Source organism: Micromonospora sp. B006 (assembly GCF_003408515.1).
GTDB classification, from domain to species: Bacteria; Actinomycetota; Actinomycetes; order Mycobacteriales; family Micromonosporaceae; genus Micromonospora; species Micromonospora echinospora_A.
In genome coordinates this window covers 2,919,830-2,934,081 of the sequence record NZ_CP030865.1, presented here as the reverse complement: position 1 = coordinate 2,934,081, position 14,252 = coordinate 2,919,830, and the positions used below count along the sequence as shown (strand labels likewise).

The 14,252-nt window shown below is 75.2% G+C and carries 10 protein-coding genes; 5 read left to right on the top strand and 5 right to left on the bottom strand.

From position 1 onward, the window contains the following. Positions 1-43: 43 nt before the first annotated feature. Genes MicB006_RS13895 through MicB006_RS13885 form a run of 3 tightly spaced genes read right to left on the bottom strand, consistent with a single transcriptional unit; the run spans position 44 to position 1,589 of the window. Positions 44-517 carry a hypothetical protein gene (locus MicB006_RS13895; RefSeq protein ID WP_116506574.1) on the bottom strand — a complete coding sequence of 158 codons (474 nt, stop codon included), beginning with the start codon at positions 515-517 and terminating at the stop codon, positions 44-46. A 35-nt stretch (positions 518-552) separates the two neighbouring features. Beyond that, positions 553-741, bottom strand: coding sequence for a ribonuclease (locus MicB006_RS13890; RefSeq protein ID WP_116506572.1), 189 nt, complete (start codon positions 739-741; stop codon positions 553-555). Positions 742-782: 41 nt separating this feature from the next. After that, on the bottom strand, positions 783-1,589 hold the full coding sequence (locus MicB006_RS13885) for a hypothetical protein (protein WP_225980741.1): 807 nt from the start codon (positions 1,587-1,589) through the stop codon (positions 783-785). Positions 1,590-1,702: 113 nt separating this feature from the next. On the opposite strand from MicB006_RS13885, the gene MicB006_RS13880 reads away from it, so the two are divergent. Together MicB006_RS13880 and MicB006_RS13875 are read left to right on the top strand one after the other, a co-directional pair. Further along, a complete protein-coding gene (locus MicB006_RS13880) occupies positions 1,703-4,360 on the top strand; it encodes a cation-transporting P-type ATPase (protein ID WP_116506570.1) in 2,658 nt (885 codons plus the stop codon). Positions 4,361-4,392: 32 nt separating this feature from the next. Beyond that, on the top strand, positions 4,393-5,274 hold the full coding sequence (locus MicB006_RS13875; protein ID WP_073828634.1) for a universal stress protein: 882 nt from the start codon (positions 4,393-4,395) through the stop codon (positions 5,272-5,274). Positions 5,275-5,287: 13 nt separating this feature from the next. Here MicB006_RS13875 and MicB006_RS13870 read toward each other — a convergent pair whose 3' ends face one another. Together MicB006_RS13870 and MicB006_RS13865 are read right to left on the bottom strand one after the other, a co-directional pair. After that, entirely contained in the window at positions 5,288-5,587 is a 300-nt protein-coding gene (locus tag MicB006_RS13870) for an STAS domain-containing protein (protein WP_116506569.1), read from the bottom strand. Then, complete coding sequence (locus MicB006_RS13865; protein WP_116506567.1) at positions 5,584-9,735, bottom strand: SpoIIE family protein phosphatase; 4,152 nt, start codon at positions 9,733-9,735, stop codon at positions 5,584-5,586. Before MicB006_RS13865 ends, MicB006_RS13870 begins: the two co-directional genes overlap by 4 nt. Before the next feature lie 303 nt (positions 9,736-10,038). On the opposite strand from MicB006_RS13865, the gene rph reads away from it, so the two are divergent. From rph to MicB006_RS13850, 3 genes are read left to right on the top strand one after another with little or no spacing between them, the layout of a single operon-like run. Next, positions 10,039-12,639: a rifamycin-inactivating phosphotransferase gene (gene rph, locus MicB006_RS13860; protein WP_116506566.1), complete on the top strand. Its 2,601-nt coding sequence runs from the start codon at positions 10,039-10,041 to the stop codon at positions 12,637-12,639. Between the two features lie 48 nt (positions 12,640-12,687). Beyond that, entirely contained in the window at positions 12,688-13,062 is a 375-nt protein-coding gene (locus tag MicB006_RS13855; RefSeq protein ID WP_116506564.1) for a MerR family transcriptional regulator, read from the top strand. Positions 13,063-13,104: 42 nt separating this feature from the next. Next, positions 13,105-14,199 (top strand): 12-oxophytodienoate reductase, encoded by a 1,095-nt coding sequence (locus MicB006_RS13850; protein WP_116506562.1) that lies wholly within the window; start codon positions 13,105-13,107, stop codon positions 14,197-14,199. Positions 14,200-14,252 lie beyond the last annotated feature (53 nt).

The following is a 14,252-nucleotide window of genomic DNA, read 5'->3' as shown; positions in this document are numbered from 1 at the left end:
CCTCGGGATCTGAGTCGCAGCGGGGCAATACGTCGCGCCTACGTCAACGTCCTGTTGACAGGGTCGCCGTGATGCGCCCGGCGGCGTCGCGTGCCGGAGCAGGCAGCCGGGACCCGGCCCCGGCCAGGTCGTCGGCGAGGTGCGCGGCCAGCGCGTACAGCGGCCCGGCGGGGGCGTCGAGCGCGAGCGCGCAGGTGCGGCGCGCCAACGCCGCGCGGGGGAAGCGGGCGTCCCACGAGCGGTCCGCCTCGATCCAGCGGTGCAGGTCGGCGACGGCGGCCCGGAGCGCCGGCACGCCGGGGGAGCGGGCCGGGTCGAGCCGGGTCACGCGGGCCCGCCGGGCCGCCGCGAGACGCTGCCGGCGCTGCTCGGCGGCCTGCCGGCTGCCCAGGCCCAGCGCCCGCGCGATCTCGGTCCAGGTGGCGCCGTCGTGCCGGGCCCGGTCGATCAGGTCCAGTTCGCGGTCCTCCAACCGGACCCGGGCCGCGGCGATCTCGGACAGGCCGGCCAGGGTCACCCGTCAACGCTACATTGACAAGCGGCTGCGGAGCGTCAGTCCTCCGGGACGCCCGGTCCCACCTCGCCGCGCGCCAGGCGCTCGGCGTTGCGGTCGGCCTCGCTCTCCGCGTTCTCCGCCCCGGCGCCCGGGTCCCGGGTCCGCCGCCCCTCGGCGTCCTGGAACACCTGCCCGCGCTCGAGCGCGCCCTCCTGTTGCCGCTGGAACCGCTCCGGATCAGTCATGACCGTCAGGTGCCCCGGCCACCGCGCGGCAAACCGGTACGTCAGCGCGGCGGCGCCAGGTACAGGGCGGTCCGGCAGCCGGTCTCGCCCGGCTCCAGCCAGATCCGGTCGTACCCGGGGGACTCGATCTTCCCGGCCGGGGTGCGGACGAGCAGGAGGCAGTCCCGTTCGGCCGGCACGCCGACGGCGGCCACGAGCGCACCGTCGCGCGCTGTCGTGTCGACGGTGATCCAGTCCTGCGGGAACGCCGCCCGCACCGCGCCCGCCAGCGTCTGCGGGGTGGCGGTACGCAGCACGGCGGTGAGCCGTTTCTGCCCGTCCTCGGGCACCCTCGGCACCGGCGCGGCGGTGGGTGGCGAGGGAGCGGGGCCGCTCGGACAGTCGATCTCGTGGTACGTCGTGTAGCGGTAGAGCTCGAACTCGTAGCGGTAGCAGCGCGTGGCCTCACCGGCGCTGTTGCTCGCGCCACCGATCGACACCGGCGGCTGCTCCGGCACCGTCACCACGAACCGCACGTCGACGGTGGCCCGCTCGTCCCCGGCGGTGCGGCCGGACCACGCCAGCGCCTCCCGCTGGACTGTCGCACCGCCGCCCGACGCGGCGTCCTTCGGCTCCTGGACGATCTCGCCCGCCGCGATCGACCCGGCGTCCCGCGTCCGGTTGCGGTGGCCCAGCTCCGTGTTGAGCTGCTTCGCCTCCTCCGCCGCGGTGTCGCGCGCCAGCGCGTCGCCGCTCTCCTCCCCGATTCCCGTGCCGCATCCGGCCGACGCGAGCAGGAGCACCGCGAGCGCCCAGCGGACCGGCCGGTGACGGGGTTTCGGCCCGACGGCGCTGCGTGTCCGGTTCACCGCGCGGACGTTACCGGCGAGCCGCGCGCCGCGCTGCCCCGTTCCGCGGTGGGGGCCGTTGGTCCCGGGTCCGGCAGGCCCTCGGCCCTGCGAGCCGCGCCCCCGCACCCGGCATGCTGGGAGTGCCCGGCGCGGGCGGCGACGACATGGAGGGCAATGTGGTGAGCAACGGCGGGCAGGGCACGGTGACGCCCACCGAGATCTCTCCGGCCCCCGCGAGCGGCCTCGGCTCGGCCGAGGCGGCCGCGCGGCTGCGCGCCGACGGGCCGAACACGGTGGCCGCGCCGCGCAAGCGCGGGCTGGCCGGCCGGATCTTCCGCCAGCTCACCGACCCCCTGGTGGCGCTGCTGCTGGCCGCCGCCGTGGTGACCACGCTGCTGCGCGACTACCCCGACACGGCGGTGATCGTGCTGGTCGTCCTGATCAACACCGCGATCGGCGTGGTGCAGGAGGTACGCGCCGACCGCGCGGTGGCGGCGCTGGACCGGCTCCCCGCGCCGACGGCCCGGGTGGTCCGTGACGGCCGTGACCTCGTGCTGCCCGCCGCCGACCTGGTCCGGGGCGACCTGGTCCGGCTGGAGGCCGGCGACGTGGTGCCCGCCGACCTGGACCTCACCGACGCCGTGCGGCTCAGCCTGGACGAGTCGGCGCTGACCGGTGAGTCGGTGGCGGTGACCCGGGTCGCGGGGGAGGAGGCGAGCGCCGGCACTGTGGTCACCACCGGCCGCGCCACCGGGACCGTGGTGCGCACCGGCGCGGCGAGCGCGCTCGGCCGCATCAGCGCCCTGGTCGCCGCGACCCGCCCGGCGCCCACTCCGCTGCAACGCCGCCTGTCCTCGCTCGGCCGGGTGCTCGGCCTGACCGCCGTGGTGCTCTCCGGGCTGGTCTTCGCGATCGGCGTGTTCGACGGACGCCCGGTCACGCAGATGGCGGTCACCGCGGTGAGCCTGGTGGTGGCGGCCGTACCGGAGTCGCTGCCCGCCGTCGTCACGCTCGCGCTCGCCCTGGGCGCGCGCCGGATGGCCGGCAGCCGGGCCATTCCCCGGCGGCTGCACGCGGTGGAGACCCTCGGTTCGGTCACCGTGATCGCCTCCGACAAGACCGGCACGCTCACCGAGGGCCGGATGGCGGTGCAGCACGCCGTCGTGCCCGGCCGCGACCGCTACGCCGTGACCGGCACCGGCTACGCGCCCGACGGCGAGGTGCACCACCGGGGCGAGCCGGTGAGCGCCCCGGACGAACTGCGCGGCCTGGCCCGCGCCGGACTGCTCTGCAACGACGCCACGCTGACCCCGCCGACCGACGAGCGGCCGGAGTGGACAGCGATCGGCGATCCGCTGGAGGCGGCGCTCGTCACGTTCGCGGCCCGTTGCGGCCTGGACCCGGAGACCACCCGCGAGGCCTGGCCCCGGGTGGCGGAGGCCCCGTTCGACCAGGACCTGCGCCGGATGACCACGGTGCACCGCCGCTGCGACGGGCGCTACCTCGTGGTCTGCAAGGGCGCGCCGGAGAACCTGCTGGCCCCGCCGCTGATGGACGCCGGCGCCGGGGAGCTGGCCGAGCTGACCGACGCCGCGCACCGGCTCGCCGCCGAAGGACTGCGGGTGCTGGCGGTCGCCTCCGCCGTGGTCGACACCGCGCCGGACCCGGCCCGGCCGACCGGCCTGCGCCCGCTGGGACTGGTAGCGGTCGGCGACCCGCTGCGCGCGGCGGCCCCCGGCATCGCCGCGGGCTTCGAGGAGGCCGGCATCCGGCTGGTCCTGATCACCGGCGACCACCCGGCGACCGCCGCCGCGATCGGCGGCCGGCTCGGGCTCTGGCGCGACGGCGACCCGCTCGCCAACGGCGACGACGGCGACCCGGGCGGCGCCCACCCCGACACCCGGGTGTACGCGCGGACCCAGCCGGAGCAGAAGCTCGACATCATCGCCGGCCTCCAGGACCGGGGACACGTGGTCGCGATGACCGGCGACGGCGTCAACGACGCCCCGGCGCTGCGCCGCGCCGACATCGGCGTGGCCATGGGCGGCGGCACCGAGGTCGCCCGGCAGGCTGCCGACCTGGTGCTCGTCGACGACGACCTCACCACAGTGGCGACCGCCATCGGCGAGGGCCGCCGGATCTACGACAACATCCGCCGGTTCCTGCGCTACGCGCTCGCCGGCGGGGTCGCCGAGATCGCGGTGATGCTGCTCGGCCCGCTGTTCGGGCTGCCCGTACCGTTGCTGCCGGCACAGATCCTCTGGATCAACCTGCTCACCCACGGCGTACCCGGGGTGGCGCTGGGCGCGGAGCCGGCCGAGCCGGGCACGCTGAGCCGCCGGCCCCGCTCGCCGCAGGAGTCGGTACTCGGCGGCGGCCTCGGCCGGGACGTGCTGGTCACCGGCGCGCTCATCGCCGCCGCGACGCTCGGCGCCGGCGTGTGGGCCGCGGCGTCGGACCGGCCGTGGCAGTCGGTCGTCTTCGTGGTGCTCGGCCTGGCCCAGCTCGGCGTGGCGCTGGCCGTCCGCGCGATCCGCACCCCGGGCTCGCGTGAGCGCAACCTCGCGCTGCCGGTGGCGGTCGCGATCTCCGCGGTCCTCCAGGTGGCGGGCGTGCTGCTGCCGCCGCTGCGCGAGCTGCTCGGCACGTCCCCGCTCAGCGCGCTCGACCTGCTCGCCTGCGCCGCGATCGGCGTGCTGCCCGGGCTGGTGCTGCGGCTGACCCGCCGCTTCCACGGGACCAACGGCCCCCGGGCCGAGACCGCGGACCCTGCCCGGCCGGCCGCCTGACGGGCAGGCTGAGACCAGTGAAGGAGGACGACATGACAATCCACTCGCAGGCCCCCGTCGTGGTGGGCGTGGACGGCTCCGCCGCCTCGCTGGACGCGGTCCGGGTGGCCGCCCGCGAGGCCGCCGACCGGAATCGGCCGCTGCAGGTGGTGCACGCGTTCATCTGGCCGCTGACCCGCGCGCCGCTCACCCCGGCCCCGGGCGCGCCCGCCGGCGCCGGCCTGCGCAACCAGGCCGAACGCTGCGTCGCCGAGGCGGTCGCCGAAGCCGCCAAGGTCGCGCCGGACGTACCCGTCACCGGCGTGGTCGTCGACGGCGCGCCGGCGGCGGTGCTGGTCGCGGAGTCCCGCGACGCCGCGCTGGTCGTGCTCGGCCACCGTGGCCTGGGCGGCTTCGCCGGCCTGCTGATCGGTTCGGTCACGCTCCAGGTGTCCGCCCGCGCCCACTGCCCGGTGCTGGTGACGCGCGGCGAGGCGCGCGCCGACGGGCCCGTCGTGGTCGGTGTGGACGGCTCCGAACTGTCTACCGCGGCGGTCGGCTTCGCGTACGAGGAGGCCGCCCGCCGGGACGCGCCGCTGGTCGTGGTGCACGCCTGGCTCTATCCCACCCCGCTCGGACCCGGCGACATCCTGCCCCTGGTGTACGACCCGGCGGAGCTCGCCGAGGAGTCCCGGCGGGTGGTCGCCGAGTCGATCGCCGGCTGGGCCGAGCGCTACCCGGACGTGCCGGTACGGCAGCGGTCGGTCCGCGGCGCACCGGCCCGGGTGCTGGTGGAGGAGTCGAAGTCCGCCCGGCTCGTCGTGGTCGGCGCACACGGGCGGGGCGCGCTGGGCGGGCTGCTGCTCGGCTCGGTCAGCCACGCGGTGCTGCACCACGCCCAGTCCCCGCTGGTGATCGTGCGCAACGCCTCCTGACCGCGCGGCGACGTCAGGCGCGGCGGACGGTGGTGAGGTCGGCCAGCCCGGAGATGGTCAGCAGCGGCTCCAGCATCGGACCGGCGATCAGCGCGATCCGGTCGGCGTGCGGGAACAGCGCGGCCAGCCCGGCGCTGTCCAGGTACTCGACCTTCGTGAGGTCCACGACCAGGGGTTCGCCCTCGGGGCGTACCGCCTCCGCCAGCGCCTCGGCGAACGAGGACGCGTTGCTCATGTCGATCTCGCCGACGGCGGTCAGCACGCGCACGCCGTCGGGGCGGTCGCTCGTGGTCAGAGTCAGGGACGCGCTCATGCGGTGATCCTCGCCTGCATGTCGACTGTGGTGCCGGTGGCCCCCGGGGTGACGCTGATGTTGTCCATCAGCGCGCGCATGAGCACGAGCCCTCGGCCGCGGTGCGGGTCGGGAGCCTGCTCCCGTTCCCGCCAGTGACCGCTGTCGGTGACGCTCAGGCGCAGGTTGTCGGCGGTGGCGGCGGCGCGCAGCCGGATCCGCCCGCCCGGGTTGTCGCGGTGCCCGTGCTCGATGGCGTTGGCGCACGCCTCCCCGGCCGCCACCAGGATGTTGTAGGCATGGGCCGGGGCCAGCCCGCAGCGGTCCAGCCAGCCCCGCAGCGCGCTGCGCACCTCGGCCAGCCGCGTCGACTCGGCCGGGAAGTCCAGCTCCAGCGGCCCGGGGTGGCGGTAGAGCAGCAGCGCCACATCGTCGTGGTAGCCGCCGTCGGGGGTGAGCCGCTCCATGATCTCGGTGGCGAGCACCTCCACCGGCGCGTGGTGTCCCTGCTGGATGGCGTCGGTGGCGCGGGCGATGCCGACGGTGATCGGCTGACGGCGGCGTTCCACCAGGCCGTCGGTGTAGAGCATCAGGGTGGCGCGCGGCGGCACCGTCGCCTCCGCCTCCGGGCGTTCCTCACCCGCACGCACGGCCAGCGGCCGGGACCGGCCGTGCTGCAGGAGCTGCGGCGTGCCGTCGGCGCCGACCACGATGGCCGGTGGGTGACCGGCGCTGGAGTAGCGCATCAGGCCGGTGGCCGGGTCGAGGACGCCGCAGAAGACGGTGGCGCAGGACGCGCCGGGAAGCAACGCGGCGAACCGGTCCAGCGCCGCCAGCGTCCGGGCCGGGCCGGGGTCCTGCAACAGCAGGGCGCGGCAGGCGCTGCGCAGCTGCCCCATCACGGTGGCGGCCCCCAGGCCGTGTCCCACGCAGTCGCCGACCACGATGCCGATGCGCCCGTCCGGCAGCTCCACCGTGTCGTACCAGTCGCCGCCGACCTTCAACGGCACCGCGGCGGGGGAGTACCGCACGGCGAAGCCGGCGGGTAGTTGCGCCGGGCCGAGGATCGCCCGCTGCAGGGCCAGCGCCGTCTCCCGCTGCTGGTCGATCTGGTGCACCCGGTGCAGTCCCTGACCGATGTGGCCGGCCAGCAGCGCCAGCAGGGTCTGGTCCTGCTCGGTGAAGGGCCGCTTCTCGCCCAGGTCGATCCAGAGCGCCATGGTGCCGTGCGGGTGCTCGACGGCGATGCCGGCGCCGTGCGTACGTGTCGCCACCGGCGTCAGCAGCGGGGTGTCCCGCAGCGCGAGCAGCGCCTGCCGGCGTTTGCCGGGCAGCGTCTCCCACCGGGTCGCCGGATCGGTGGCGGTCACCAGGGGGGCGGGCTCGTCACCGAAGACGGCGGTGAGCACGCCCGCGGCCCGCCACAGCTTGCGCAGCTCGTCCAGCACGCCGAGCAGCGCGTCGGTGAGGTCGTCGGCCTGGGACAGCCGCATGCTGAGCCCGGCCAGGGCGGTCTCCCGCTGGACGGCGTAGTGCTCGGCGGTGACGTCGCGGAACGTGCCCACGATCATCCGCCGGCCGCTGTCCGGGTCGTCGACCTGGTTGAACGCGGCCGAGATCCAGATGCGGTGCCCGTCGCGGTGGGTCACCGGCACGGTGTAGGTGCCCCGGGACTGGCCGACCAGCAGGGAGAACGCGGCGGCCACCTGGCGGTGCGCCTCGGGTTCGGCCTCCTGGTCCGGCCACCACGGCTGCACCGCCGGATAGGGCAGGCCCTCGGTCCCGTAGCCGAGGATGTCGGTGAACGCCGCGTTGATCTCGACCACGGCGCCGTCCTCGTCGCAGACGAAGAACGCCTCCTGCAACGAGTCGACGAGCGCGGTGCGCCAGCGGGCGTGGTGGTTGCGCAGCCTCGCCAGCTCCACGTTCGCGCGTACGCGGGCCAGCAGCTCGGCGGCCGGGAACGGCTTGACCAGGTAGTCGTCGGCGCCGGCCTCCAGCCCTTCGATCGAGGCCTCCTGACCGGCGCGGGCGGACAGCAGCAGCACCGGGGTGCCGGCCGTACGGGGGTCGGCGCGCAGCGCGGCCACCAGTTGCAGGCCGTCGAGCCGGGGCATCATCACGTCGCTGACCACGAGGTCGTGCCGCCGCGCGCGGGCGGCGTCCAACGCGGCCCGCCCGTCGGCGACCGTGTGCACCTCGTGCCCGGCCGAGCGGAGCAGCCGGGCGAGGTACTCCCGCATGTCGGCGTTGTCGTCGGCCACCAGGACGCGGGCCGGCGCCCCACCGGGCAGCGGCTGGATCGGCCCGTCCGCCGCGGTCGGGTCGTCCCCGCCGGCCGAGGCGCCCGGGTCGGCGGGCAGCCAGCGCAGCGCCTCCTGCACGAACGGCTCGGCGGACACGGGCGTGCGGCCGGCGGCGGCCGGGGCGAGCGCGTCGGCGGGCAGGTGGGCGGTGCCGAACGGCACCCGGACGGTGAAGGTGGTGCCGCCGCCCACTGTGCTGTGGGCGTCGATGTCGCCGCCGTGCAGCGAGATCAGCTCCTTGACCAGGGCGAGGCCGATCCCGCTGCCCTCGTCGGAGCGGGAGCGGGCGTTCTCGATGCGGTGGAACCGTTCGAACAGGCGCGGCATCTCCTCGGCGGGGACGCCGATGCCCGTGTCGGCGATGCGCAGCACGGCCATCCCGTCCTCGGTGCGCATCAGCACCCGCACGGTCCCGTCGAAGGTGAACTTCAGCGCGTTGCTGAGCAGGTTGAGCACCACCTTCTCCCACATCCCCCGGTCCACGTGCACCGGTTCGGGCAGGGGCGGGCAGTCGACCTCGAAGGAGAGTCCGGCGCGCTCGATCGCCGACCGGAAGATGCTGGCCAGGTCGGCGGTCACCGCGGCCAGGTCGACCGGCTCGTAGCGGGCCTGCATCCGGCCCGCCTCGATCCGGGAGAAGTCGAGCAGGCTGTTGACGAGCTTGCCCAGGCGAAGCCCGTTGCGGCGGATGACGTCCAGCTCCGCGCGGACCCGCTCGTCGGCGTCGCGCAGCCGGCCGCGCAGCTCGTCCACGGGTCCCATGATCAACGTCAGCGGCGTGCGGAACTCGTGACTGATGTTGGAGAAGAAGGCGGTCTTGGCGCGGTCCAGCTCGGCGAGCTCCTCGGCCCGCCGCTGCTGCGCCTGGTAGCTGCGGGCGCTGGCGATGCCGGTCGCCAGGTGCCCGGCGGTCAGCTCCACGAAGCCGCGGTAGCCGTCGTCCAGCGCCCGGTAGCGGTTCAGCCCCGCCACCAGGAACCCGTACGGCGCGCCGCCCTGCTGCCGCAGCGGCACCACCAGGGCCTCGGCCGGCGGGGCGGGCCAGACCTCCGCGGGCAGGTCGGCGAAGGCCGGGCTGTCGAGCGTCACCCGTACCGACTCGCCCTCGGTGAGGGCGCCGGCCGGCCACGGGGCGGCGGGGTCGGTGAGGGACAGCATGGCCGGGGCCGCCGGGTGGTCGGCCGCCAGCCCGGTCGCCTCCACCAGCCGGGCGTCGTCGCCGTCGTACAGGTAGGTGAGCGTGAACGGCAGGTCCTGCCGGTTGCGGGCCAGCTGGCGGCTGACGAACGTGAGCGTCTCCTGCTCGGTGCGGATGACGCTCGGGTCCGAGCCGAGGTCGCGCAGCGTGGCCATCCGCCGCTCGCCGATGACCCGTTCGGTGTCCTCGCTGACCACGCAGAGCATCCCGACCAGGCTGCCGTCGTCGTCGCGCAGCGGGCTGTAGGAGAACGTGTGGTACGTCTCCTCCCGGTAGCCGGCGCGCTCCAGGAACAGCAGCAGGCCCTCGTCCCAGGTCGCCTCGCCGGTGCGCAGCACGGTGTCGATGCGGGGGCCGATGTCGTCCCAGATCTCGGTCCACACCTCGTTCGCCGGGCGGCCCAGCGCCCACGGGTACTTGCGGCCGAGCGTGTCCCGCCGGTAGGCGGCGTTGCAGAAGAACGTCAGCTGCGGTCCCCAGGCCATCCACATCGGGAACCGGGAGGACAGCAGGATCCGCACCGAGGTCCGCAGGCTCTGCGGCCAGGCGTCCGGCGGCCCGAGCGGGTGCGCGGACCAGTCGACCCGCGCCAGGTCCGGCCCGATCTCACCGTCGACGGCGAAGACGTCGCCACGCGCACGCGGGTCGGTGTCTGCGCCGCTCATCGCACGAGTCTCCCCCACCCCAACCGATCCCGCTCGTCCAGTCCGCGCCGCGTCACGCCGCGTCCCCGTGGCCGCTTCTTGCCCCGTCGCGCCCCCGGCACTCCATCCGGGGCGGGGAGATCTGACTCACGTGACGCCAGGGTGAGGGCAGGGATTCGTGCGGACCACAAGACGAAGGCGAGGAGACAGCTCTCCTCGCCACTATCAACATATATCGCACCCCGGGTCTTGCCGCAAGGCCCCGGTCATCCCGCAGAATTCTCGGCCGGATGCGGTTGAGCTGCGAAAACGGGGGGCACGGCAATGACCGGACGGTACGTACGGGAACTCCACGCGATCGACGAGACGCACATCGCGGCCGTCGGCGGCAAGGGCGCGCACCTGGGGGCGCTGTCGCGGATCGACGGTGTCGGTGTGCCCGCCGGCTTCTGCGTCACGACTGACGCCTTCCGTCTCGCCGTGGCGGGGACGCCGTCGCTCGCCGGCCCGCTGGACCGGCTCGACCGGGTGGACGCGGACGACCCTGCGGCGCTCCGGACGGCCGCCACCGAGGTCCGTCGCGCGATCGAGCGGATCGCCCTGCCCGGTGACGTCGCGGCGGCGGTCGACCGCGCGCTGTCGGCGCTCGACGCGGACGCCGCGTACGCCGTGCGCTCCAGCGCGACGGCGGAGGACCTGCCGACCGCCTCGTTCGCGGGCCAGCAGGACACCTACCTCAACGTGGTGGGCGGGGCCGAGGTGCTGCGGCACGTCATCCGGTGCTGGGCGTCGCTGTTCACCGAGCGGGCGGTGACCTACCGGCGGCGGTACGGCATCGACGACCGCGCCGTGGACATGGCAGTGGTGGTGCAACGGATGGTCTTCCCGGACGCGGCCGGGGTCCTCTTCACCGCCGACCCGGTCACCGGCGACCGGACGGTGGTCTCCGTGGAGGCGAGCTTCGGCCTGGGTGAGGCCCTGGTCTCCGGTCTGGTGACCCCGGACGTGTTCACGGTGCGCGACGGCGCGGTCGTCGCCAGGACGATCGGAGTCAAGGCGCGGGCCGTGCACGCGGTGCCCGGCGGCGGCACCCGGGAACGGGCGGTCGACCCGGCGCGGCGGGATCAGCCGGCGTTGACCGACGCGCAGGCGGTACGCCTCGCCGCGCTGGGCCGGCGGATCGAGGCGCGCTTCGGCCGCCCGCAGGACGTCGAGTGGGCGCTCACCGGCGACGACGTGCACATCCTGCAGAGCCGGCCGATCACCACGTTGTTCCCGGTGCCGGCGGCCGCCGCCGACGGGAGGTTCCACGTCTACCTGTCGGTCGGACACCAGCAGATGATGACCGACGCGATGAAGCCGCTGGGCCTGTCGATGTGGCGGCTGACCGCCATGGCGCCGATGCACGAGGCGGGCGGCCGGCTGTTCGTCGACGCCACGCCGCACCTGGCCACCGAGGCGGGCCGTACCGCGTTCCTGGGCATGATCGGCCGGGCCGACCCGCTCACCCTGGACGCGCTGGAGACCGTGCTGGCGCGGGACGTCGTGCCGACGACGCCGGACCCGGCTCCGGCCCCGGCCTGGCCACCGGCGGGCGGCCCGCCGCCGATCGAGACCGATCCGGCGATCGTCACCGGCCTCGTCGCGCGCAGCCGGGAGTCCGTCGCCGCGCTGGAACGCGACATCCGGGGCCGCTCCGGACCGGAGCTGTTCGACTTCCTCACCGAGGCGTTCACCGAGCACAAGCGGGTGCTCACCGACCCGGTGAGCGCCCAGGTGATCATGGCGGGGATGCAGGCCACCTGGTGGCTCAACGACAAGCTGGGGGAGTGGCTGGGCGAGCGCGACGCCGCCGACACGCTCACGCTGTCCGCGCCCGGCAACGTCACCTCCGAGATGGGACTGGCGCTGCTCGACGTGGCCGACGTGATCCGCCCGTACCCCGAGGTGGTGGCGTTCCTGCGCGATCACGCCGACGACGGGTTCCTGGACGAGCTGCCGAAACTGCCGGGCGGCGCGCAGGCGCGCGCGGCCGTCGAGAGCTACCTGGACCGGTACGGCATGCGCTGCGTCGGCGAGATCGACGTCACCCGGCCGCGGTGGAGCGAAAGCCCCGCCACGCTCGTGCCGCTGATCCTGGACAACGTCCGCACCTTCACCCCTGGTGCGGCCGCGCGCCGCTTCGCGCACGGCCGGGAACGGGCCGAGGCGAAGGCCCGGGAGGTGCTCGACCGGCTGCGCGCGCTGCCCGACGGCGAACGCAAGGCCGCCGAGACGCAGCGCATGATCGACCGGGTACGCACGTTCATCGGCTACCGGGAGTACCCGAAGTACGACATCGTGAGCCGCTACGCCGTCTACAAGCGCGCGCTGCTCGCGGAGGCCGATCGGCTGGCGCGGGCCGGTGTGCTCGCCGACCCGGAGGACGTCGTCCACCTCACGTTCGACGAGTTCCGCGAGGTCTCGGCCACCGGCCGGGCCGACGCCGGGCTGATCCGGCGGCGCCGGGAGGAGTTCCGGGCGCACCAGGCGCTCACCCCGCCCCGCGTGCTCACCTCCGACGGCGAGGCCCTCAACGGGTCGTACCGGCGCGACGACGTGCCTCCGGGCGCCCTGGCCGGGTTGCCGGTCTCGGCCGGCGTGGTCGAGGGGCGGGCGCGGATCGTGACGGACCTGGCCCGGGCCGATCTGGAGCCGGGCGACATCCTCGTCACCGCGCATACCGACCCGAGCTGGACGCCGTTGTTCGTGGCCGTCGCGGGCCTGGTGACCGAGGTGGGCGGCCAGATGACGCACGGCGCGGTGATCGCCCGCGAGTACGGGCTGCCCGCCGTGGTGGCGGTGCCGGACGCGACCCGGCTGATCCGCGACGGCGGGCGGATCCGCGTGCACGGCACCGCCGGGTACGTCGAGCTGCTGTCCTGACCGGCGCCGCATGCCCGATGATGGAGGTCCGGCGAGCGGGGAGGCGCGATGCGGATCGGGGAGCTGTCGGCGCGTACCGGGGTGAGCGCCCGGTCCATCAGGTACTACGAGCAGCAGGGCCTGCTGGCCGCCCTGCGCACGCCGAGCGGGCAACGGGTCTTCGCCGAGTCGGCGGTGGACCGGGTCCGGCTGATCCAGCGGCTGTTCGAGGCCGGGCTGAGCAGCCGCCGGATGGCCGAGCTGCTGCCGTGCGTGACCGACCCGCAGATCCGTACCCCGTGGCTCACCGAGCGGCTGCGCGAGGAGCGGGCCCGGATGGTCGCCGAGATGGCGCGGCTCTCCCACGCCGTCGAGGTGCTCGACGACGTGGTGACCGACATGACGGTGACTGTGGCCGACGACACCCGGAGCCCGGCGGCCTGAGCGCTTGCCCTTGACACCGGTGTCAACTCCTAGCGTCGGGTCATGAACGCGACTCTGGACACCGGATCGCCGGTGACGCCGCTGCTGGAACCGGTCACCGTCGCCGGGCTGTCGTTGCCGTCCCGCTTCGTGATGGCGCCGATGACCCGCAACCGCGCGCCGGGCGGCGTGCCGACGCCGGAGATGGCCGAGTACTACCGGCGCCGCGCCGCGGCGGGCGTCGGCCTGATCGTCACCGAGGGCGTGCTGGTGGACCATCCCAGCGCCGGCCACGAGGACACCGTTCCCCGGATGACGGCGGGTGCGGCCGAGGCGGGCTGGCGGGGCGTGGTCGATGCGGTGCACGCCGCAGGCGGCCGGATCGCCGCGCAGCTGTGGCACCTGGGCAGCCTGCGCGAGCCGGTCGACGGCCGTCCGGCGTGGACCCCCTCGGGGGTACGCGAGCCGGGCCGCCCCGCGCCGCACGCGATGACCGCCGCCGACGCGGATGTCCTGCTGGCGGCGTACGCGGACGCGGCCCGGGTGGCGGTCCGGGCCGGGTTCGACGCGATCGAGATCCACGCCGCGCACGGTTACCTGCTGGACGAGTTCCTGTGGCCGTACACGAACCGCCGGACCGACGCGTTCGGTGGCTCCCCGGCGCGGCGGGCGGCGTTCCCGGCGGCTGTGGTCCGCGCGGTCCGCGCGCAGGTCCCGGCGCACCGGCCGGTGATCGTGCGGTTCTCCCAGTTCAAGGAGCGCGCGTTCGACGCGCGGATCGCGGAGACTCCGGCCGAGCTGGCGCAGATCCTCACCGCGTTCGCCGAGGCCGGCGCGGACGTCCTGCACGCCTCGCAGCGCCGCTTCTGGCAGCCGGCGTTCCCCGGCTCGGCGCTGAACCTGGCCGGCTGGGCGAAGCGTCTCACCGGCCTGCCGTCGATCACCGTGGGCTCGGTCGGGCTGCGCCGGGAGTTTCTGCGCGAGGGCGGCCCGGAGTCGGTGGCGGGCCTGGCCGCGCGGCTGGCGGACGGGGAGTTCGACCTGGTCGCGCTGGGTCGCGCGCTGCTCGGCAACCCTGCCTGGGTGACGCACGCCGCGACCGGCCGGCTGGACGAGATCGTCGACTACCGCAAGGCGCACGAGGACGTGTACCCCTAGCACCGGGGTGCTCGCAGGGGGTTGACGCCGGGGGATGTTATCGCTCACAGTCG

What these genes read in the sequence shown, in the direction of transcription:
- MicB006_RS13890 (WP_116506572.1), bottom strand. Translation starts at nt 741, where the DNA reads ATGACTGATCCGGAGCGGTTCCAGCGGCAACAGGAGGGCGCGCTCGAG.
- MicB006_RS13880 (WP_116506570.1), top strand. Translation starts at nt 1,703, where the DNA reads ATGCTGGGAGTGCCCGGCGCGGGCGGCGACGACATGGAGGGCAATGTG.
- MicB006_RS13875 (WP_073828634.1), top strand. Translation starts at nt 4,393, where the DNA reads ATGACAATCCACTCGCAGGCCCCCGTCGTGGTGGGCGTGGACGGCTCC.
- MicB006_RS13870 (WP_116506569.1), bottom strand. Translation starts at nt 5,587, where the DNA reads ATGAGCGCGTCCCTGACTCTGACCACGAGCGACCGCCCCGACGGCGTG.
- MicB006_RS13865 (WP_116506567.1), bottom strand. Translation starts at nt 9,735, where the DNA reads ATGAGCGGCGCAGACACCGACCCGCGTGCGCGTGGCGACGTCTTCGCC.
- rph (WP_116506566.1), top strand. Translation starts at nt 10,039, where the DNA reads ATGACCGGACGGTACGTACGGGAACTCCACGCGATCGACGAGACGCAC.
- MicB006_RS13855 (WP_116506564.1), top strand. Translation starts at nt 12,688, where the DNA reads ATGCGGATCGGGGAGCTGTCGGCGCGTACCGGGGTGAGCGCCCGGTCC.
- MicB006_RS13850 (WP_116506562.1), top strand. Translation starts at nt 13,105, where the DNA reads ATGAACGCGACTCTGGACACCGGATCGCCGGTGACGCCGCTGCTGGAA.